The sequence below is a fragment of the Halobacteriovorax sp. JY17 genome (genome assembly GCF_002753895.1).
In the GTDB taxonomy this organism is placed as follows: Bacteria; Bdellovibrionota; Bacteriovoracia; order Bacteriovoracales; family Bacteriovoracaceae; genus Halobacteriovorax.
Map to the genome: position 1 here is coordinate 1006692 of NZ_NJER01000001.1, position 20124 is coordinate 1026815.

The 20124-nt window shown below is 36.7% G+C and carries 20 protein-coding genes; 7 read left to right on the plus strand and 13 right to left on the minus strand.

The features are described 5' to 3' along the window. Window positions 1-24 precede the first annotated feature (24 nt). Window positions 25-516, plus strand: coding sequence for a hypothetical protein (locus CES88_RS04525; protein ID WP_290731566.1), 492 nt, complete (start codon window positions 25-27; stop codon window positions 514-516). A 74-nt stretch (window positions 517-590) separates the two neighbouring features. Here the strand turns inward: CES88_RS04525 and CES88_RS04530 are convergent, their stop codons facing one another. From CES88_RS04530 to CES88_RS04540, 3 genes are read right to left on the minus strand one after another with little or no spacing between them, the layout of a single operon-like run. After that, window positions 591-1325 carry a hypothetical protein gene (locus tag CES88_RS04530; RefSeq protein WP_290731569.1) on the minus strand — a complete coding sequence of 245 codons (735 nt, stop codon included), beginning with the start codon at window positions 1323-1325 and terminating at the stop codon, window positions 591-593. Next, complete coding sequence (locus CES88_RS04535) at window positions 1325-2104, minus strand: hypothetical protein (RefSeq protein WP_290731572.1); 780 nt, start codon at window positions 2102-2104, stop codon at window positions 1325-1327. Before CES88_RS04535 ends, CES88_RS04530 begins: the two co-directional genes overlap by 1 nt. 11 nt (window positions 2105-2115) lie before the next feature. Beyond that, on the minus strand, window positions 2116-2457 hold the full coding sequence (locus tag CES88_RS04540; RefSeq protein WP_290731574.1) for a hypothetical protein: 342 nt from the start codon (window positions 2455-2457) through the stop codon (window positions 2116-2118). Window positions 2458-2599: 142 nt separating this feature from the next. Between CES88_RS04540 and CES88_RS04545 the strand changes: the two genes are divergently transcribed. Beyond that, window positions 2600-2875, plus strand: a complete 276-nt coding sequence (locus tag CES88_RS04545; RefSeq protein WP_290731577.1) for a hypothetical protein — start codon at window positions 2600-2602, stop codon at window positions 2873-2875. A 23-nt stretch (window positions 2876-2898) separates the two neighbouring features. Here CES88_RS04545 and CES88_RS04550 read toward each other — a convergent pair whose 3' ends face one another. The 6 genes from CES88_RS04550 to CES88_RS04575 form a co-directional block, all read right to left on the minus strand. Continuing rightward, window positions 2899-3306 (minus strand): hypothetical protein, encoded by a 408-nt coding sequence (locus CES88_RS04550; RefSeq protein ID WP_290731580.1) that lies wholly within the window; start codon window positions 3304-3306, stop codon window positions 2899-2901. Between the two features lie 53 nt (window positions 3307-3359). Next, entirely contained in the window at window positions 3360-4892 is a 1533-nt protein-coding gene (locus tag CES88_RS04555; protein WP_290731583.1) for a hypothetical protein, read from the minus strand. Window positions 4893-4894: 2 nt separating this feature from the next. After that, window positions 4895-5845 carry a YihY/virulence factor BrkB family protein gene (locus tag CES88_RS04560; RefSeq protein WP_290731586.1) on the minus strand — a complete coding sequence of 317 codons (951 nt, stop codon included), beginning with the start codon at window positions 5843-5845 and terminating at the stop codon, window positions 4895-4897. Window positions 5846-5919: 74 nt separating this feature from the next. Then, window positions 5920-6687 carry an enoyl-ACP reductase gene (locus CES88_RS04565; RefSeq protein ID WP_290731589.1) on the minus strand — a complete coding sequence of 256 codons (768 nt, stop codon included), beginning with the start codon at window positions 6685-6687 and terminating at the stop codon, window positions 5920-5922. Window positions 6688-6792: 105 nt separating this feature from the next. Continuing rightward, window positions 6793-7509, minus strand: coding sequence for a response regulator transcription factor (locus CES88_RS04570; RefSeq protein ID WP_290731592.1), 717 nt, complete (start codon window positions 7507-7509; stop codon window positions 6793-6795). Then, window positions 7506-8450, minus strand: coding sequence for a HAMP domain-containing sensor histidine kinase (locus tag CES88_RS04575; protein WP_290731595.1), 945 nt, complete (start codon window positions 8448-8450; stop codon window positions 7506-7508). The genes CES88_RS04570 and CES88_RS04575 overlap by 4 nt, the downstream gene beginning before the upstream one ends. Window positions 8451-8534: 84 nt before the next feature. On the opposite strand from CES88_RS04575, the gene deoC reads away from it, so the two are divergent. Further along, on the plus strand, window positions 8535-9197 hold the full coding sequence (deoC, locus tag CES88_RS04580; RefSeq protein WP_290731597.1) for a deoxyribose-phosphate aldolase: 663 nt from the start codon (window positions 8535-8537) through the stop codon (window positions 9195-9197). A gap of 8 nt (window positions 9198-9205) precedes the next feature. Here deoC and CES88_RS04585 read toward each other — a convergent pair whose 3' ends face one another. The 3 genes from CES88_RS04585 to CES88_RS04595 all read right to left on the minus strand — a co-directional run bounded on the left by CES88_RS04585 (window position 9206) and on the right by CES88_RS04595 (window position 14683). Beyond that, window positions 9206-9649 (minus strand): DUF4442 domain-containing protein, encoded by a 444-nt coding sequence (locus tag CES88_RS04585; RefSeq protein WP_365992779.1) that lies wholly within the window; start codon window positions 9647-9649, stop codon window positions 9206-9208. 79 nt (window positions 9650-9728) lie between these two features. Then, on the minus strand, window positions 9729-10523 hold the full coding sequence (gene proC / locus CES88_RS04590; RefSeq protein WP_290731603.1) for a pyrroline-5-carboxylate reductase: 795 nt from the start codon (window positions 10521-10523) through the stop codon (window positions 9729-9731). Then, on the minus strand, window positions 10520-14683 hold the full coding sequence (locus CES88_RS04595; RefSeq protein ID WP_290731606.1) for a proline dehydrogenase family protein: 4164 nt from the start codon (window positions 14681-14683) through the stop codon (window positions 10520-10522). Before CES88_RS04595 ends, proC begins: the two co-directional genes overlap by 4 nt. Before the next feature lie 173 nt (window positions 14684-14856). Between CES88_RS04595 and CES88_RS04600 the strand changes: the two genes are divergently transcribed. Next, window positions 14857-15222 carry a response regulator gene (locus CES88_RS04600; protein WP_290731608.1) on the plus strand — a complete coding sequence of 122 codons (366 nt, stop codon included), beginning with the start codon at window positions 14857-14859 and terminating at the stop codon, window positions 15220-15222. Between the two features lie 37 nt (window positions 15223-15259). Beyond that, window positions 15260-16405: a hypothetical protein gene (locus CES88_RS04605; RefSeq protein WP_290731611.1), complete on the plus strand. Its 1146-nt coding sequence runs from the start codon at window positions 15260-15262 to the stop codon at window positions 16403-16405. Here the strand turns inward: CES88_RS04605 and CES88_RS04610 are convergent, their stop codons facing one another. After that, a complete protein-coding gene (locus CES88_RS04610; protein ID WP_290731614.1) occupies window positions 16406-16831 on the minus strand; it encodes a hypothetical protein in 426 nt (141 codons plus the stop codon). Window positions 16832-16905: 74 nt separating this feature from the next. Between CES88_RS04610 and CES88_RS04615 the strand changes: the two genes are divergently transcribed. Then, window positions 16906-18939, plus strand: coding sequence for a TonB-dependent receptor (locus CES88_RS04615; RefSeq protein ID WP_290731617.1), 2034 nt, complete (start codon window positions 16906-16908; stop codon window positions 18937-18939). Further along, window positions 18940-20112: an HmuY family protein gene (locus tag CES88_RS04620; protein WP_290731618.1), complete on the plus strand. Its 1173-nt coding sequence runs from the start codon at window positions 18940-18942 to the stop codon at window positions 20110-20112. Window positions 20113-20124: the final 12 nt, after the last annotated feature.

The window sequence follows — 20124 nt, forward strand, 5'->3', positions numbered from 1 at the left end:
ACAACTAAATCGAGGAGATTTAAAATGAAAAAATTATCAATTCTTATCTTAGCAGTTCTTTCTTTCTCATCATTTGCTCACAAATATGTAGGAATGAATGTACCAACGATGTTAATGGAAAATGGTTTTGAATTTGAAAGTGTTAAAGTGACAAATATTTGTCAAACAGCAGATGGAAGCTTCAAGACAATTAAGAAAGCAACTAACAAGTGTGTTACTTACTCAAGAAACTTCAGAAATGCTTTTGAATATAGAGAAGCAAGTAACGGTTGTCTAAGAACTGGAAGCCTTCACTTATTTGCATCAGAAAGCAAAAGAACTTCATTCTGTGCTGAGTACGGAAGAGAAGATGGTGAGTATGGGTGTATCAGAATTGGACATTCTTCAGAGCAAAGACCACTTTCTTATACTGTTCAAAAAGTTAGATGGAATACTAGAGGTGGAATGAACAATGAAACAAGAGTAATTGACGAAGTTCTTGAGTCTTATACTCACACAATTCCTGCTTGTAACTAATAAATTACTTTAGAGTTTATCTCTAATTTTTATAGTGTGTGTGTTTAAAGGCCATATGAAAGTATGGCCTTTTCTTATTTTAAAGTATCAATAGCGCTAAGAACGAAGAGGGGGATATCTCCTCTACTCTCATTTGAATTCAATAAATTTGCAATTTCTCTTAAGGCCTTCTGCTGAATTCTATGAATTTTTGTAGCAGCTTGAGCATTCACAGATTCAGAGAGATTATAGTAGAGATTTGGTGTTTCTTCTTGAGATTCAACTTTTATAAAGTTACTTACTGCTTTAAAGTTTCTAATAAAGTATTCATGCGAAACTTTAAATGTATCTATTGTAGATTTAACAGCACCTTCAGAGCAGGTAACAAGTTCATCACGAATCAAGTTAGAGAGAGCATCCTCTCCCGTTTTCCCAAAGAGTCTTATAATCTCCTCCTTGGAAGTTCCACAAGAATTAGAAGCGAGTTTAAAGACCAGATAACTTGTTTGATCTCTCACGGAGTCATCAATAAGTTTTACATCTAACTTAGAACAGCTATCAGAAAGTAAGAATTCCTCTGTTAAATAGTTCCCAAGCCCTAACGGGTTAAGTTTTGCTCTAAGGGTATAGAGATCCTCTGTTTTATAAACATAGGAAAGGACTTTTAGAACTGTATCGTTCTTAGGCATTCTTTTTAATTCAAGTTTCTTAATTCTACGAAGACTCGTCTCAGGAACGTCCATATTTTTTGAAAGCGAATTTAAACTTAGATGAGATTTCTCATCTAAGTAATTATTCAAAATAGAGGATAGTTCTTGAAGATAAGTCATTACTTCTTCGGTACCGTTACAAAGATACGTCCTCTTGGAACTTTCTTATTATCGTAGATAACACTATCGAAGAAAGTTGTTGTTCCAAAGAGTCTCTCTAAATAATTAGGACTCTGATTAATTCTAGTAACTTCGCTGGCCGTCATATTCATATTAACTCTGACTCTACCTGCACCACCGCCGCCACTTTGTTCCCCACCTAGAACTTTTCCTGAAAGATCTCTCCATGCAATAAAATTATTAAGCTGGGATTGCTCAGAAAGACTAGAGAAATCTGGAACAAGTTTAACTCTGTCATTTTCTGCTGCGTATTTAATATATCTATTAAAACTTCCCCACTTCTTCCATGTTTCCATGGCAGTGTCGTTGACTCCATAATTTTTTAAATTACCGTAGAAAATAGACTCAGGAATTGAGGCCTCTCTAGTTATGTGCTCAACTTCAAAACCTTTCTCAACTAATTGCTCCGTACACTCTCCCAGAGTCTCTTTCTCAAACCTTTGAGTTCTAGGGTTATAATAAGGATACTCATTGGCCAAAAAATCATTCTTAATATACTCACTACCATCAACAAACTTAAGTATTGTTTTCTGAAGAATTGGCTTAATATTTTTCTGATTAGTAAAATTCTTCTCTCTTATATATCCGCTATCAAAGCAAAGCTCTGACACGAGCTTCTCGCCAAAAGGTAGATCGATAGTTGGAAATATTCCTGCCCATACTGACCCAGTCAATAGGAATAGAAAATGAAGAGTAATGAGCTTAGAAAGTGACTTCATGGTGGAGATTCCTATTTCTTACACTCTAAGATAAGAGTTTTTGTTGGACTTACATAAGAAAGCTTAAGAGTTCCATAACTATTAAAACTAGATCTCGACAAGTTTCCATTTGTATAATCTGGACCTAGAGAGATAATCGCAAGGACATCATCTCCTTCGACTTGCGCCGAGAAATAAGCGTCGTCTATGTCTAATTCTAATTTTGTTACCGTTGGATAGTTCTGGTCTATGAGCTTCTCTTTAACAACATGAACATCATGACCAATAATCTCTCTTCTCTCTCCTGTACATTCAAGGGCCATGGCCGACACTGATAGAAGTAATAGAATTGGGATAAGTATGATCTTTTTCATGATAGTTTTCCTTTGTAAGTTTTGACGTAAACTATCAATTTAACGACAATTTAGTAAGTAAGACCTTGAGATCTAGTACATTTTACAACATAGTAGTAAATATCAAGGATTTATAGATATAATTAACAAGTAGGAGGTCTTCATGATTGAATATGAAGTCACAGTAGACATTACTGACACAGACAGGGAAGCTTATAAATTATGGCTTGATACTTACACGAGTGAAACCAAGAGATTACCAGGTTTTATAGATGTTAAGTGTTCAGTTACTAAAGTTCTGAATAATTACTACTCATGCATTCGCTATATCGTTAAAGATAAATATGTCTTAGAAGAATTTATTGCAAATAAAGAAAAGACGTTCTTAGATATTGATAGAGCACTAAAAAAGAGAATTCTAAATGAGGGAGATATCTAATCTCCCTCTCATAAAAAGTAATTCTACTGATTATCTAATTCAAATTGAATTTTTCTAAAATTGTTATTAGCACAGCTGATAAAACTATAATCTAATTCGTTAGTATTAAAGTTTGAGCAATGCTGAAGATAGATCGATCTATTTAACTCTCTCGCCATCGTAGAGAAATTACGATTAATACAGCTTACAAATGAGTAATCAACTGTATTTCCAAAATTTGAACAATAAGACGTGTAAACTGGGTTTTCAAATTCTCTACCAAGAGAGTTAAAGTTACTATTTACACAACTTGAAAATGCATAACTAACGGCTTGGTTACCAAAAGTATAGTTTGAACAATACGCAACGTAAGATTTGTTCTCGCTATTATTTGCTGAAATAGATAGTGATAAACCTAGACCTAATAATGCTAAAAGTACTAATCTCTTCATATAAACTCCTAAAATAAATTATAGTTATATGAGACCAAATACCTTACTAAAAGTCAAAGAAAGCGGTAATTAACCCGAGGAGAAAGCTCTATTTTTCGACCAATTAGAAATGCTGTTAAGAAAACCACCTTGTGCAACTGCGTGTCATTTATTTTAAAGCGGTATTGAATTTCTCTTAAAAACTCTTCCTCTAGTGATTCAATATGATGGTCCAAGAGGGATATTTTTAGAATCTCACAGATAAGCATCTCCCCGTAAAGCCCTTCGACTTCAGAGGTAACAATGGAGCTCACTCTTTGATTGAATTTCTTAGAGAGCTCACCCACTCGCGGCCCAGACAGCAAAGAGAAAGAGAGGTTAATGAGCTCCCTCGCCTTATCTTCTTCCGTAAAAATATAAATCTCTCTAAAGAGGAGACTAGAGACCTTATTAAAATGTAGCTCTCTTTGAGAAATTTCATTTAAGAAATTCCATCTAGCACAAGTTCTTATTCCATCAACTTTAAGAAATGATAGTATACGGTTAAAGAAATTCCATGTTCCCGGAACAAGTTCAATATTATTATTTATAACTTCAAAGAAAATGAAGGCCAAGTCATTATCTAGCTTGAAGTCTCTTTCGATAGAGTCGTAAATATAATCTAACCAAAACTCTTCATTCTTATGAATGGCCTTATCTCTTAGAGAAACTTCTAAACCTAATATATAGCAGAGCATTTTCTCTGAATTACTTAACCCGTCAATTAGTGACGTAGAGCTATTAGAGAGCATTCCAGCAAGAAGTTCGTTATCTAGATTTCTAAGTTGTGTTTTAAACCACCGACTTTCTCTCTTATCAACAAACTCATCGCTTCCTATAATATTTAAAAGTATCGCACCAACTTTATGTAGTGTTAATTTTGAGTGATACTCATTTTCAGAAAACTCTCCTCTTAAATAATAAGTGAAATACTTTAATTCTTCCCGACTAGACTTTAAGCCTAGCTTAGACTCTAAATTAAAGAGAAAATCTACTTCAATCTTATCGATAATCTCTCCTGATAAATGTGCCATCTTAACACCGCACAGAAAAATATCTTCTTTCTCATGTTCAAGTAAATTCTTCACTTCAAAAGATAAATCAAATTCCTCAATGACGTGCTCTCTAATAACATCGCAGTCACTACGATCGAGTTCTAGCGCAAGCGCCGTCCAATTTAAGAATTCAATTCTCTTTAAAATATACTTCTTATCAACAAGAGCTAACAAAGAGAGTGCTTGGTAGAAGTGCAGCTTGTCTTCATATGAATTATTAGAAATTTGTTCCAGAACACTTTCTACACTATGGTAGTGAGAAACCATTTCAAAATTTCTAGCTGGCCACTTCTTCTTTGAGGTGACAAACCTATTATCTTTTGCGATCCAGTGTTTAAAGGTGTAGTAATCAATTCCTTTACCCACTTTAGACCACTTCTTAATATCTTCATCAGATAATTCAAAAGATTCCGAGAGCCAAATTAAATATTTCTCCCTCACTTCAAAGTACATTTTAAAGTGATCCATTGCCAGGTCTATATAAGTAAAAAATGACTTCGATAGAATTTCCATACTTACCTTTTCTTCTTAGCTTTAGAGCTAGTTTTAAATTTTGCTTTTAATCGTGCTTTAATTTTAGGTGGAATGATTTTCTCTTTACTTGAATAGGCTACACTTGCTCCATAGAAGAAGCAGCACATGAGAAAGTAGATCCAAATAAGAGCAATCATGAAATTTGTAAATTGACCATAATCTGCAATAAGATCATCTTTAAAGTATTTAACGTAGACCCAATAAGAACTTCTTCCAAGTAGAAAGCATAGGACAAAAGTCGCACCACCATGGAAAGCATCTCTAGTTGTTACTTTTATCGTTGGGCAAAACTTATAGAATAGGCTAAAGAAAATAAGAGAGAGAACTGAGCTGATCAAACTATTATCAAAGAGAATAACAAAACTTCCTCCCCAGGAAAAGCTATGAAGAATCTCTTGGATCGGCCCTTTCTGTCCTACGCACACAAGTAGGACAATATAAATAGTAATTCCAACACCTGCTATAAAAGAGCGTAGATCATCCCCTAGAAGTCCTCCATCGGGATCGACTTTAGAGAGAATATTTATTCCAAAAACAATTGAAGTTGAAATACCCATTGAAGCAAAAATAAGAAAAGAGATTTCCAAAATCCCAATTCCACTATCATGAAGCTGTGAGTTTATAACGTTTTCAATTCCTGTATAAATCCAGGAGTCAACTTTTGGAAACGATTGTAAGACAACATTCATCACATAGTCTCTCGCCTGCGCATTATCAGAGATGAGAAGTCCTATAATATTAATGAAGAGAAGAATTAGTGGAGCAAAACTAAGAAGTGTAAAGAATGTGGAGGCTCCTGCGATCACCTCACCTTTTCTTCTTTTAAAGAGTAAGAGACCCTGCGCTAATCTAAGAACTAGTGCCTTTGTGAAGTCATAACTTTTCTTCTCTGCTCGTTCAGTGAAACCACCAAGAGACTTTGCTTTTGCCATGGTTAACTATCGGAAATTATATAGAGAAACTTTAGAATCTCGGCCAAAGAAATGGCCGAGAATAAATGATTTTTTTACGCACCCATGATGTTCAATCCACTATCTACATAGAGGATTTCACCAGTCACGCCATTCCCGAGTGAACTAGACAAGAATACAGCGGCTCCACCAACATCTTCTGTTGTAACATTCTTTCTAAGAGGAGCTTTTTCTTCAACGTCTTTTAAAAAACCTTTTAGACCTGGAACGCCACTAGCGGCCAGAGTTCTAATTGGTCCCGCAGATATTGAATTCACTCTAATTCCATCTGGACCAAGGTCATCGGCAAGGTACCTTACACTTGATTCGAGAGCTGCTTTAGCTACACCCATAACATTATAACCGTTAAGTACTTTTACAGAACCGTGATAAGTAAGAGCAACAACTGAAGCACCTTCATTCATAATTGGCTTTAAGCTATGGCATAGACCAATTAGTGAGAAAGCAGAGATATCACAGGCCATTTTAAAACCTTCACGTGAAGTATCAGTGAATCTCTTCTTTAAATCTTCTTTATCGGCAAATGCTAGAGAGTGAATAAGAATATCAAATTTTCCCCACTTCTCTTCAACAGTTTTTCTAAGTTGTTCGTAGTGAGCGTCTTGAGTAACATCGAGTTCAGCTAAGAAATCAGATCCAATCTCTTCAGCAAGTGGCTCAACTCTCTTCTTAAGAGCGTCGTTAAGGTAAGTCATTCCAATGTCTGCACCTTGGGCCTTTAGTGCTCTAGCAATTCCCCAAGCAATAGATCTCTCATTGGCCACACCTAGAATCAGGGCCTTCTTTCCTTGTAGTAAATTCATATTTATTCCTTTGATTGATTTATTTATATGTAATTGGCGCACAAGTTTACTAGGCCAATTTCACTCGTGCAATGACTAAAAAAGTCGCTTTGCACAATGAAAAGACTATGGCTCAAAAATATAGCCAACGGACCTAAGTGACTTAAATATAACAGGATTCTTTGGGTCTTTTTCAAAGTACTTGCGAAACCTTACGATGAAGTTATCCACTGTACGCGTTGAAGTTTCTCCGTCATAGCCCCAAGCGCTTTCAAGTAGCTCCTTTCTAGAAAGAGGAATCCCCTTATTAGAAATAAAGACCTGTAAGAGCTTCACCTCCTGCTCAGTTAATTGAACAGACTTCCCATCAGTAGTTGCTTGCAGCTTTATAAAATCAATTACTGTATTTGAAAAAGAGTAACTATCCCCTTCAAACGCTTCTACTTTTCCTTCGGTTTTCTCTTCTCTCTCATTCCAATCAGATCTTATTAAAAGTCTTTCAACCCGAAGGAGTAATTCTTCTAAATCAAATGGTTTTGCAAGGTAATCATCGACTCCCTTATTTAACGCCTTCACCTTATCTCTAGTTCCATCTTTAGCAGACAGAATGAGAATTGGAATTTTCTGATCGTCTTTTCGAATTTCTTCAAGAACACTCATTCCATCAAGACCGGGCATCATAATATCTAAGAGAATTAAATCAGGTTGCCACTCTCTCCACTTTTGAAGAGCTTCAATTCCATTTTCTGCATGTTCAACGTCGTAACCCTGTAGAGTAAGGTTGAGTTTTAAACCTTCCGCTAAATGCTTCTCATCCTCTGCTATTAAAACTTTCTTTTTCATGACACTTCTCTTGGAAGAATAATAGTAAATGTTGAACCAAGTCCTGATCCCTGACTATCAACAGAAATACTTCCCTTATGAATTTTGAGAATTTGACTAGAGAGATAGAGACCAAGTCCACTACCTTTTGAAGTCTTCCCTATTTGATAAAATTTCTTAAACACATTTCTCTGCTCGTTCTTCTTTATTCCCATTCCATTGTCTATAAAAGAGATTGAGGCCTTCTTGCCAAGAGAGCGAAACTCAATTTGAATGGAAGGGCGATTAGAGTCATTATATCTAATTGCATTGGTAATAATATTCATCAAAACCATTTCCATTAGAGCACTATCTAAGTTCGTCATATATTCTACATGATCTATTTTTCTGACTTCAATCTTTGTGCTTTCAAATAAATGTGGATTTCGATCTAAGAATTCATTAGTAAATGAGTAGAGATCAACTTTGGTATCATTTAATTGAAAGCTTCTTTCTTCTATTTTTCCAAGGTTTAAAATTTGTCCGACATTAACTGATAAGCGGTCAGCATCTCTAATCATAAAATCGATATATTTGAGCTGATCCTCTCTAGAGAGTTCATGTTTTTTAAACGTATCTAGAAAGAGTCTAATCGAGGCCACAGGAGTTTTTAACTCGTGGGTAAAACCATTAATGAAATTTTGCTGCATTCTATAGAGTTGAATAATTTTTTGATAATAGACAAAAATGATAATAGTTCCCGCGAGAATAATTGCAACTAGAATTGAAATAATAAGAACAGTAATCCAAGTGTCAGTCTCTAAAAATTGAGAGGCATCCATTTTATTCTTTTCTACAAATAGCCTAATACTATCACTCACTCTTAAATAAGAACGAATATAGACAAAGAGTGAAGTAATCAAGGCCACCAGAGAGAATGTAAAAATAAATATCGGGTGGAAGTACCACTTAAAAGATTTCATAGACCTAAGGCTAGCAAAGGAAGGTGCACTTAGACAATTGCAAGTTTTTCTATTCTCTAGTACTTTATAAACGAGGAGAACCCTATGAAAGAAATAAACCGATATATTGATCATACACTACTAAAGCCTAATGCCACAAAGCAGCAAATCTTAGACCTCTGCCAAGAAGCAAGAAACTATAACTTTGCAACAGTTTGCTTAAATCCAACATGGGTTGAACTTGCAGCAAAGGAGTTAAAAGGTTCGAACACTGGAATTTGTACGGTCATCGGTTTCCCCCTAGGAGCAGGTCTAGCGAAAGTGAAGGCCTTTGAAGCAAGTGAGGCCATCAAACAGGGAGCCACTGAAATTGATATGGTTTTAAATATTGGGGCGCTCATAGATGGAAATACCACTCTTGCTGAAGAAGATATTAGCGCCGTTGTTAAGGCCTCTGGTGAAACTCCAGTAAAAGTGATCTTTGAAACTTGTCTTCTAACTGACGATCAAATAAAGACTGCTTGTGAATTAAGTGAGAAGGCCGGTGCCAAGTTTGTAAAAACTTCAACAGGGTTTTCAGATGGTGGTGCGACTTTAGAGCACGTTCAATTAATGAAGAACTCTATTTCTAAGTCTGTCTTAGTAAAGGCCTCTGGTGGGATTAGAGATCTAGAGACTGCAATAGCGATGGTTGAAGCTGGAGCTAGTCGTCTTGGAACAAGCTCCGGAGTTAAAATAATGAATGGTGAAAAAGGTAGCGGCTACTAGAGACGCTACTATTTCTTCTTTAAAGATAACAGTAATGAGAATTCTGCAACCACTTCATCCCCTAACTTGTCAGGGCATTTAGCAATTATTTTTACAGGCATATGATGTCTCTCATCACTTGCAATAACTTTTTGAACAAAGGCACTTATCTCTTCACCTTGCTCGCAGATAAAGTGAGTATCACCCTCTGCTCTTTTGAAGAACTTCGCTTCAAATTCTTTAAAGGACAAAGAGACTTTCTTTCCAGAGTTTTCAATTTGCTTCATCGCCGCTAATCCGCCAGCGCAATCAGCTCCAGCGGCCAAGACTCCAAAGTACATAGAGTTTAGGTGATTCTTAGTTCTTCTTGAGAGTGGTATCTTCACCACACATCTCTTATCATTCATTTCAATAACAGAGGGTCTTATCCAGAATAAAAGTGGAATTTTCATAAGTCCAAAGATGCGAATCATTGCAGTGTCTCTATACTGAGAAGGAATTCTATTTAAAATATTCTTTGTTAAAGTACTCATCTATTTCCTAATGTTAAATTTATTTCGATAATTCTACAGATCTATTATAGGCGGCATCTAGGGCCTGATCTACTATTTTCTCAAAACCGGCCCCTTTGAAAACCTCAAGAGCTTCAAAAGTGACTCCCTTCTTACTTGTGACCTTATTTCTAAGTTCTTCGCTACTATCAGGACTCTCAAGCTGAAGTTTACTAGAGCCGTAGAAAGTCCACTTAATCATCTCTGTTGCAATTTCTCTTTCAATTCCCATCGAAATCATTTTTTCAACTAAGATCCTAGAGAATTCAAAAATATAGGCTGGGCCTGATCCACTAAAACCAGTAATAATATCGATTTCCTTCTCAGCTTCAAAAGTAAAGACTTTGGAAAAACTCTCAAAGGTCCTTGTAAGAAACTCCCTCTCTTCCTTTGACACTGCCGCCGAAAAATAGAAAGCATTCACTCCAGCTCCTACGAGAGAAGGAGTATTTGGCATGACTCGAAGAACTTTCTCTACTCCAAGTAGAGACTTGAGAGTATCAGTTGTTGTTCCCGCTAAGATTGAGATCACCACCGCATCAGGATTTAACTTTCCCTTTATTTCTTTTGCGAGATCACTTAGTTGCTGTGGCTTACAAGAGATCATATAGAAATCACTAGCAGGTATTTTCTCTAAAGATTCTAAGTGAGTACCTGAAACATTCTTTGCCAGAGCAATTGCGCGAGTATTAGAAGGTGTATAGAGAGTGTAGCTAAGTTCTGCTTTCTCTTTATACATTCCCTCAATAATCGCTTGCGCCATATTTCCGCAACCAAAACTTAGTAAATTCTTCAAAGGACTACATCCATTGGAGCTCCATGTCTCATTGTATTAACAGCGAAAGATCTTATATTAACATACTGTCTACAAATTCTCTTAAAGTCATTTATGTCTGACATATCGTACTTAGAAATAATATTTCTCATCTCTTTATGCTCTTGATAATTCTCATAACTCCAAACGCTAACACGTTTTAAGTCTTCAATACTACCATCAACTAAGATATGTTTTAAGTCTGCTTCGCCTAAAGTTTTCTTAAGTCGTCCCTCAGTTACAAAGTAGACATCAAAGTTCTCTTTAGAAATACCGTATTCAACAAGGATATCCCTAAATCCCATCCACCAATCATAAGAGGCATTGTTTCTAGCGTTAACAGTAAGACCACAACCAGAAACAAGAGCAAGTATTACTTCAAAGACAATTTCAAAATCTGGTTGAGTCTTAAAAGAAGTAACAACAGCTTTGTGTGAGCCCTGAGAGTAATCGCAGTAACTAAGTTGACCAGGAATTCTTCTATTCCAATGCTCTCGGCTTAAGAAACTCTCATAATTTACATTTAACCATTTGTGAAAAGTGCTGAGAACTTGTTTCTCTTCACTCCTAATTCCATTAAAGAGATGCTCAAAGTGTCTAACCACGTGGGAGACAACTTTATCCATACGCTGAACACGCCCTTCACCACTGAGTCCACTAGGTCTAGCTAGTTCAAATTCATACTCGCTTCCCTCTTCAACTTTAGAATTACTTGAAGAGAAATCTCTTTCAGGATTTCGGTGAAGATAACTTAAGTAAGATCTACTCCCAGCATTTGGCCCAGTTCCAGAGAGCTTAAATCCACCAAAGGGCTCAATAGCGACTCGGGCTCCAGTGATACTTCTATTTACATAAATATTTCCAGACTCCATACGGGCGGTCAGGTAATCAATATCATCTTGTGATTGACTGAAAACTCCACCTGTAAGGGCGTAGTCTGTTCCATTATAGATTTTTAAGGCCTGATCTAAATGGCTAAATCCAATAATATGAAGAACAGGTCCAAAGAGTTCTCTCGTTGCAAAACTCTCGGTCTTAAGTGCTCTTGAAAGAGGAAGTTCAATTATTGTAGGCCCTACACAATAACCCGGAAGCTCTTGTGCACTTCTATTGATATGAACTTTTCCTCCAAATTCATTGGCCTCTTTTGCGGCTTCCGCGACTTGAGAAATAAGCCTATCCTTGTCTTCTTTCGTAATGACAGGGTTAATAGAAGTCTTAAAGTTAAATGCCTCTCCAACTTCAATATCTCCGCAGGCCTCTGCTAATCTTTCAATCAGACGGTGCTTTACTCTATTATCAACTAAGATTCTTGAAGCCGCTGAACATTTTTGTCCAGCATGCCCAAATGCAGAGTAGAGAATTCCAGAAACAGTTTCATCTAGTTCAGCATTTGCAGTAACAATAACTGCATTCTTCCCACCCATCTCTGTAATAACTTTAACAGGGTAAGAAGCTTTAGAAAGTTTATTCTCATAAATTCTAGTATGTGCTTTGCTCGCAATCATTGTTCCAACGGCTTTTGATCCTGTGAAAACGATCGTAGAAACCCTCTCATTCGTAACGAGGGCCTCTCCAACAACTTCACCAAGACCTGGTAAGTGAATAAGAACACTTTTAGGTACTCCGGCCATATGAAGAATATCTACAAGCTCCTGAGAGATAAGAGGTGTCTGTTCTGCTGACTTTAGAATAACTGTATTACCAACGACGAGAGAGCTCACAACCATTCCACAAGGAATTGCCAGAGGAAAATTCCATGGAGAGATAACCGCAACAACTCCTCTAGACTCAAGTCGGTCGTTTAAAGATTGAAGTCTGGCCTCTTCTCTTGCGTAGAAATTTAAGAAATCTATCGCTTCATCGACATCGGCAAGTGCTTCATTGATTGCCTTCCCTGCTTCGTAGACAATGAGGGCCGAAAGTTCATTTCTTCTGGCAAGCATTAGGTTAGCAGCTCTTAGTAGAGTGCTTGCTCTAAAGGCCCAATCCACATTGGCCCAATCTCCAGAGTTATAACTCTCATCGCAAATAGCTACTGCCTTAGCGGCGTCGGCTGCATCAGCAAAGAGAATATCTCCAACTTTAATATTTGGATTTGATGAAGAAAGAATACTCTTTTTCATACCTTCTTTTAGGAAATCATTCTGATACGAATGCCCTAATTTACTTTCATAATTCTTAAGTTCTTGTTCAGTCCACTCGCGTTCTTTATCGAGATAAATTCTAACCGGAGTAATATTGGCGAACTCACCCAATAAGTGAGTTTGGGTCTTATCTCTTTCGAGATGGCCGTCAGCAATTTTCTGCTTATGGATTTCTTTTGGAGTTACAAGAGAGAGCTTCTTCTTGTGAGATCTCATAATAGTTAGAACTCCTACTTGCGATGAGTTCTCCATAATTCTTCTAACTAAGTAGGCCATTCCTACAATTAAAGCTCCAATTGGAACGTAGTTCCTTACAACCCAATTCATCTTTGCCATTGCCGTTGAAAGAGCTTCATAAGTCATGTGAAGACATTGGTGTTCAATAATTGGAATATTTGAATAAGACTTAGTTCTAAGGGCTTCTGCAAAAGCGTGATCTGAAAAATTATGTGAAGCTAAACATAATTGAATATGTGGATGAAAGTCGAAAGTCTTAATGATGAGTTGTCTAAAATGAAGGTCTGTCTCTTCTTTATTTAAAAACTCTGGTGCGTCGAAAGAGTGAGCGTCGGCCTCGACCGTTTCAGCGTCCCAGTAAGCACCTTTCACTAAGCGGATAGGCATGATGATCCCACGCTCTTTAGCAAGTTCTACAATTTCTTGAAGGTGAACGTACGCGTCTCTTAGATAGGCTTGAAGAACAATCCCAGTAGACTTGTAATCGTGTAGTTCTTCAGTATCAAGGAGAACTTTTCGGTACACTTTAAAAACAATATCTCTGTAATCATAGTGTTCGGCATCTATATTGATAAAGACATTCTCTTCTTTTGCCGCTAGGAGAATCTTCTTTAACCTTGGGGCCACATGATCGTAAGTGTAATCAAAAGCGTAAGGTTTAAAGTCAGAACATAGGGCCGAAACTTTAATCGAAACATGCGCTCTATTAATCCCTGCTTCGTTGAGTTCACCCTTTTTTACGTGAAGTGAGAATCCTTTAATTAATTTAATCACTTCATTACAATAGTGATCGGCCTCTTTTTCAGAGACAACGAGTTCACCAAGTTGGTCAAGAGTTACGTCACGTCCCGTACTAAAGAGAGTACTAAGAGCATTTTGAGCGGTCTCAATTGTTTCTCCTGCAATAAATCTCTTCGCCATAAAACGAACTTTAAATCTTACAAGAGTTGTAAGAAGTTTTGCTGGAAAGAATTTACAAATAAAGAAAGCAATATTTACCCAAACAAATAGGCTTCTAGGTAGCGCTTTATTTTGTCCTTTAAGCCCTAAACGCTTTGCCTTCCTTGAGTCTTCCAAAAGTCTTCTAAGGGCCTCAAGAAGAATCCTCTTAACTTCATCTCCTCTCTCGTCGTGATCAAGAGAAGGAAGAATGGCCAAAAACTTTAAAAGGTGAATTCTAAGCAGCGCAAATTGAGCAGTTAATCCCAACCCGTAGTCAGAAACTCTCTCAAAGAGAGATGGCGTGTACTTATTTAAGTAAACCAGAAGTTCATCAATGATCTTAGATGAACTCTCTTCGACATCATCGTATTCTTTGTTATTTAAAAGTTCAGGAAGTTGATACTTCTCTGTTGTAAGTTGATAGATTGAAGGAAAGTCTCTTGAAGAAAGAGAGGCCACCATCTCTGTATGTTCCTTAAAAATATCTATCTCTTTCAAATCAGAAATTCTCTCCATCTCAGGAATAATGAAGAGTTCGTAACTAAGCATCGGAGAATAAATTCTTATTTCCTTAGATTCATAGAAAAAGCCAACGAGGTACGGTGCACTCTTTAAAATAAGCTGTTGTCTAAAGTCTCCAAAACGAAGCTTTGTAAATGGAGCGAGTATTTCGCCAACTAATATATCTAATTCACCATTAACGACGAGCGATTTTTGGTAATCAGCATTAAAAATAACTTTCCAATCGTTTAGTGTAAAAGTTAGTAATTCAGGAACTAGATAGTCCTTGAAATGCTTAGTGTTTTCAGGGTTCATTTATCACCTATTATTTTAAAATTTTAACCTCTTATCTTTACCGTATTTAGATAATCTCGACTAGTTCTCTTTCTTAAAAAAAGATAGATAGACACAACGCAAAATTCTAGAATTAAATTCCTATTTCATCCTAATTTCGGTTACACTTAAAAGATAAATACTGGATATTGACTATGACTAAGAAAATTCTACTTTTAGATGATGAAGAAGGCCTACTCGATCTCTTAGGAGATTTTGTAGAAGACATGGGTCACGAAGTAGAACTCTTCTCTAATCCAATCGCTGCTCTTGAATCTTATAAGAATGCTAGTGACGACTATAAAATGATCATTACTGACCACACAATGCCTGAACTCTCAGGACTAAGTCTTATCAGTCAAGTGAGAGAAACCAACAAAGAAATCCCTTGTATTCTCACAAGTGGGACGGCCTTTGATGAAATAGAGTCTCTCACTTCGAGTGATGCTAATTTCTATTATTTAAAGAAGCCTTATAAGAAAGTAAATCTTCAAGAGTTATTAGATAAAATTAACTGCTAAAATTGACTCGGCGAATGCTTCTGTCTACAATTATCTTATGACCAAGAAGTTCATTTTTTCTTTATTCTTTCTTATCTCCTCTCTTCAAGTTTTCGGAGTTGAAAAATATACAATTCAAGACTTAGAGCAGTTACAAGTAAATAAGAACTTTTCTGAATTCTTGGCCCATGCTCACGACATACGTCCTTCAGAAAGAAATAAACATTGGAAGGAAATGCTCCAAACCATGGCCGTTGGTCAACTCGACTTTCTGCTTACAAAGAGAATTTTCAATAAGAAATCTTTTAAACTTATAGAAGCTGCTGCACTTTGGCCTGAGCTCTTAGAAGATGAATTCTTTCAAGTGAAGAGAAACCGCTTCGCTCAATTCTACTTAGAGAATTGCTTTGAAAAGAGGGAAGATAAAGCGAGCTGTAAGAATGATCTTCTAAATTTTTGGAACGCTAGTAACCAAAATCCAGACTTGGCCATGTCTCTTGCCAATGTGCTAAGTACTTTCACAGAAGAGAAAGAATTCTGGAGCTTCTATCAGAAAGTGGCCAAGAGTAATTCCGAGGAATTCTACTGTCCAAAGCCTCAAGTAAAGAAATCAATTCTCACTCACCTACGAAAGAATCTTTCGAGTGTTGAAGAAAAGAAGTACGTAAAGAAATTCATTGATGACAATCTAGGGGCGACTTGTTGGAATTCAATTCTTCCAGACTTAAAGAGCTTACTCTTTAGTAAGAGTTTCACCCTTAGAAGTTTCTCTTACAAAGTTCTCTCTAGTAAAGAAGCCCTTACTCAAATAGAGCTAGATTCATTTCTCGCCTACTATATTCTAACCAACCCAATCAAAGGGGATACGTTCAATCTCTCGTGGGCGCTCGTTGAAAAAGTTGGAGATAATTACGCCAGAAGAATGAATGTTCTAAAAGAGTTAAAGAAAATTGATCCTCTTCCAGGAGAAGTTTTCTCAAGTACAGACGTGCAAAAGAGAGAGGCCATCATAAACCTCTTCACCAGTAACTTTCCTGAGTATATCGATTACTATGCTAAGACTTGTGTGAATTTTCTAAAAGGTATCGGAGATTTTCCAAGAGGTAATCCAACTCTCTACTGCAACGAACTCTACGGAGCATCAAAGTCAAAGAGATGGATTAGTCAGCCTCTAAAGATTCAATATTCTTCTTTGAAGAAGTAATTAATCGCAGTAGCGCTCATCACTAAATTGAATTTCGTAAACATTATCTTCAGTTGAAGGAACATCTTCTAGATCAAAAGTCTTATGACCCCAGCTAAATAGGTAGAGTTGCATATCAACTTTATCGGTAACATTAATTCCAATTGCATGCATGGCCTCTGTGAAATGCTCCGCTAGCATACACTTATAATCTTTTCCATAAAGCGCTTTCGCCGCTGCTAGGATTTCTTTATCAGTTCTTCCTTCTACTTCAACTAAGTAGTGAACCTTAGATGTATCAATATAATCAGGATTTCTAACTTCAATAAAATCTCTTCCGAGGAGAGAACCAAACTTTATATAAGTAAATGGAGTCGCTACAGGCTCAACTTGCGCCAAAGTTGGAAGTGCAGAGAGTGTTATCAAAAGAGCTAGCAATATCTTCATGTTATACATCCTTTAAAAGTGATCATTTTTTCATATTAATTTACGTTCCTTCTTTTAAGTGATAATAGTTTCATATGTCAAACAGTTGTTCAAATAGATTCTCTACCTATGGAATTGTCTACATTTCCATGACATTTCTGCTCTCGGGGCACAGCTTCGCCAGCACTCCTATATCTACAAATGCTGTTGAAGATAATACTGTCTATATCTATGGTGGCCTAAATACTAAGTCCGGATTAATCGACTCTGCAGTTAAGACTGAAGTTCTAGACTCTCAAGAGATTAACTCTTCTCACTATCAAGATCTCTCTGAGGCGATGTCGGATATAGCAGGAGTATCGGAGACAACCGTAGACCGAAGAGGTGGAGCAAAAACTGCTCTAATCCAAGGCTTTGGTGAAAATAGTGTTCTCGTCATGATTGATGGGACTCCAGTTTCTCAAAACTCTTCCTTTGGTTTTGACCTTACTCAAATCTCCACTGAAAATATTGAAAAAGTTGAAGTCATTAAAGGCGGAGCCTCTGCCCTCTATGGAAGCCAAGCGATTGGTGGTGTTATCAATATTGTGACGAAGAAGCCTTTAGCTAAGAAGAAAGTCTTTCTCGATTTAAATTCAGGAATGGATCAAAAATCCAATAAAGCAAAACAAACGAGTGCTAAAGGTCTTTATAGCAATAGAGTCTCAGGCGTTGGGCATAAGCTAACCCTCTCCTATAGAGAGCAAAGCGACTATGATCTAGATGAGAAGAGTTACGCAAAAGACGGTCCAGAAGTTCAAAAATTAAATGGATCACTCTACTTAGACAAGAAGTTTGGGGCCAATATTCTCTCTCTTAACTATCTCTACTTCAATGACTATGTGAAATCCACATCGTCTAAGCCATTTGGTTCAAGTACTTTTGGAGAGATTCAAAACGAAACGAAGACTTCTACACATAATATAAAATTACAGAATGTCTATAAGAGCGGTTCGAGCTCTTTAAAAACTTATATTAATGCCGAGCTCATTCGAGATGACTTAAACCTCAATGACAATCCAAAAACTTATTGGCAAGAATCACATAAGGTTACTGACTATAATTCCTATAGAGTGGAAGCGGTTTATGACAATATCATTTTTGAAAACCATGCCCTTACGACGGGACTACTCTATAAAGAAGATCGTGTTGATCAAAGAACAAGAACGCAGCAGACACAAGATATTATTGTCGATCATAGTGACATAGATAATAAGAAGATTTGGTCACTTCAAGGATACGTCCAAGATAATTACTTTAAAGACAATTATGAAATCTCGCCGGGGGCAAGAGTTCAGTATGATAGTAATTATGGTTACACCATTTCACCCAAAGTAAGCTTTAGCTACTTCAGTGAATTAAGTGAGAATATTGATTCAAAGAGTTGGTTAACTCTAGGAACTGGGCACCGCTCACCTTCTATAAAAGAGAGATTCTTTACTCTTGATCACTCATCAGTGGCGAATTATATTGTTCAAGGAAATGATGAGCTGAGACCAGAGGAATCTATCAGCGTGCAACTTGGAAATAAATTCGATCTAAATAAGTCCCACTCACTTCATGGAAATATTTTCTATAATAGAATAACTGATTTAATTGAAACTACAGAAATTCCAAGCTCAACAAGTACAAAAATATTCTCTTATAAGAATTTTGATAATGTTGAATCAAAGGGGATCGAATTAGGTAGTACATTCACACCTACAAAGTCTCAGAAGTTAAGCCTTAACTACTCGTACACAGAAACAATTAATAAGACCACCGACCTTCAACTTTTAAATAGGCCTCTATACTCTTGGAAAGCAAAGTACACTTTCTCTCCTATTGAATCTCTAAGTCTTATCAACTCTCTTCGCTACACCGGAAAGAAATATACCAATGAAGAGAATACTAAAATATCTGAAGGCTACTCTTCTTTTGATACAAAAATTAACTATGATTATACGAAGAATATTTCTCTCTACTTTGGGATAAATAATGTCTTTAACTCTGTGAAAGAGCCTACTCCAGACAGTGTCGTTGCCATTAATGACGATAGACCTACGCTTGGAAGATTCTTCTACACAGGCATACAGCTGAAGGATTTCTAATTGAAGGCCATATATTTAACTCTATTTTCCCTCTTCATCTCTTGTTCTAAAGTTGAGCCTTTAGCGGAGAAAGTTGTTGAAGAAAGTTTTAGCGACTACATTACAAAGAAGTCTCAATATATTGAAGATCAAAGTAGCGATATTTTTGAAGAGACTCCTTGGTACGCTTACGATGAAAATAATCATATTATTTGGCCTACATTTTCAGTCTACGCTCTTAGAACAAATGGAAGTTACTATAAAGTGCAAATTTTGGACTACTACGATAGTAGCGCCAATCCTGGAAACTTCACTCTAAGAGTAGAAAAAGAAGGTGAAAGCGAAAAATTTCTCCATTTTCAAGCGACGGGTTGTGGAAATGTCTATACTAATAGTAATTACGAAAATTGCTTAAATAACCCCCTCACTAATATCTATAAATACTTAAATATTGAAACTGGTGAGGTCTATGATTTTACAGACTCACAAGCAAAGGCAAGTACAAAGTGGGACATGGCCTTCAATGGTACTAGTATAAGAATTAATGCCGGAAAGTATGGACAGAAAGGAACCAGAATTGGAAGCCTCTTCATTTATACAAATTTCTTCCCTGGGGGAGTTGTTGATTACCAGAGAATCGCAGAGGTATCATTTACAGATAGAGGCGCTCGCTTCTTTAATCTAGCAATGGACCTTAGACAAATTCCCTACTCTCTTCCTCCTGGAGTTGATAGAGTTATCAATGAGCCAGATTGGTTTAAGGAGAGCGCAGAGGACTCTAAACTCTTCTCTCCAATTAATAAGAATTGGTGGCTAGTTAAGTCTAGTGAACATAATAGCTACTTTAAATTCAATATGGCCGAAATTAATGAAACCCTGCTGGCCAGCGATGAGATTGAAACAGAGCTCGTTATTCACTCTCATTACCAATCTAAAGATGATTTAGAGTTTCGTGAAGAACTAAGAGTTTGGAGATTAGAGACATTTAGCACCGCTAAGAGACTCGTTAGGCTTTGTCTTGACTTGGACGAAATGAAGAGCGTTCACTGTTCAAAAGAGAAAGAGAAGGTGGACATTACTTTCTTGGCCTTAAATAGAACACCAAGACAGTGGAAGATTCAAACTACAACTGGTGCTATTGGACCGCTCTCTCTCGAAGATATCACGAAGAGAAAAACTGGTCGCTTAAAATAAAAAAGGCCCATC

Bases quoted from the DNA above. Each gene is read 5' to 3' on its own strand.
- CES88_RS04555 (WP_290731583.1), bottom strand. From the start codon at position 4,892: ATGGAAATTCTATCGAAGTCATTTTTTACTTATATAGACCTGGCAATG.
- CES88_RS04585 (WP_365992779.1), bottom strand. From the start codon at position 9,649: ATGATTCGCATCTTTGGACTTATGAAAATTCCACTTTTATTCTGGATA.
- CES88_RS04615 (WP_290731617.1), top strand. From the start codon at position 16,906: ATGTCAAACAGTTGTTCAAATAGATTCTCTACCTATGGAATTGTCTAC.
- CES88_RS04525 (WP_290731566.1), top strand. From the start codon at position 25: ATGAAAAAATTATCAATTCTTATCTTAGCAGTTCTTTCTTTCTCATCA.
- CES88_RS04545 (WP_290731577.1), top strand. From the start codon at position 2,600: ATGATTGAATATGAAGTCACAGTAGACATTACTGACACAGACAGGGAA.
- CES88_RS04530 (WP_290731569.1), bottom strand. From the start codon at position 1,325: ATGACTTATCTTCAAGAACTATCCTCTATTTTGAATAATTACTTAGAT.
- CES88_RS04560 (WP_290731586.1), bottom strand. From the start codon at position 5,845: ATGGCAAAAGCAAAGTCTCTTGGTGGTTTCACTGAACGAGCAGAGAAG.
- CES88_RS04575 (WP_290731595.1), bottom strand. From the start codon at position 8,450: ATGAAATCTTTTAAGTGGTACTTCCACCCGATATTTATTTTTACATTC.
- CES88_RS04540 (WP_290731574.1), bottom strand. From the start codon at position 2,457: ATGAAAAAGATCATACTTATCCCAATTCTATTACTTCTATCAGTGTCG.
- CES88_RS04550 (WP_290731580.1), bottom strand. From the start codon at position 3,306: ATGAAGAGATTAGTACTTTTAGCATTATTAGGTCTAGGTTTATCACTA.
- CES88_RS04605 (WP_290731611.1), top strand. From the start codon at position 15,260: ATGACCAAGAAGTTCATTTTTTCTTTATTCTTTCTTATCTCCTCTCTT.
- CES88_RS04610 (WP_290731614.1), bottom strand. From the start codon at position 16,831: ATGAAGATATTGCTAGCTCTTTTGATAACACTCTCTGCACTTCCAACT.
- CES88_RS04595 (WP_290731606.1), bottom strand. From the start codon at position 14,683: ATGAACCCTGAAAACACTAAGCATTTCAAGGACTATCTAGTTCCTGAA.
- CES88_RS04570 (WP_290731592.1), bottom strand. From the start codon at position 7,509: ATGAAAAAGAAAGTTTTAATAGCAGAGGATGAGAAGCATTTAGCGGAA.
- CES88_RS04600 (WP_290731608.1), top strand. From the start codon at position 14,857: ATGACTAAGAAAATTCTACTTTTAGATGATGAAGAAGGCCTACTCGAT.
- CES88_RS04565 (WP_290731589.1), bottom strand. From the start codon at position 6,687: ATGAATTTACTACAAGGAAAGAAGGCCCTGATTCTAGGTGTGGCCAAT.
- CES88_RS04535 (WP_290731572.1), bottom strand. From the start codon at position 2,104: ATGAAGTCACTTTCTAAGCTCATTACTCTTCATTTTCTATTCCTATTG.
- deoC (WP_290731597.1), top strand. From the start codon at position 8,535: ATGAAAGAAATAAACCGATATATTGATCATACACTACTAAAGCCTAAT.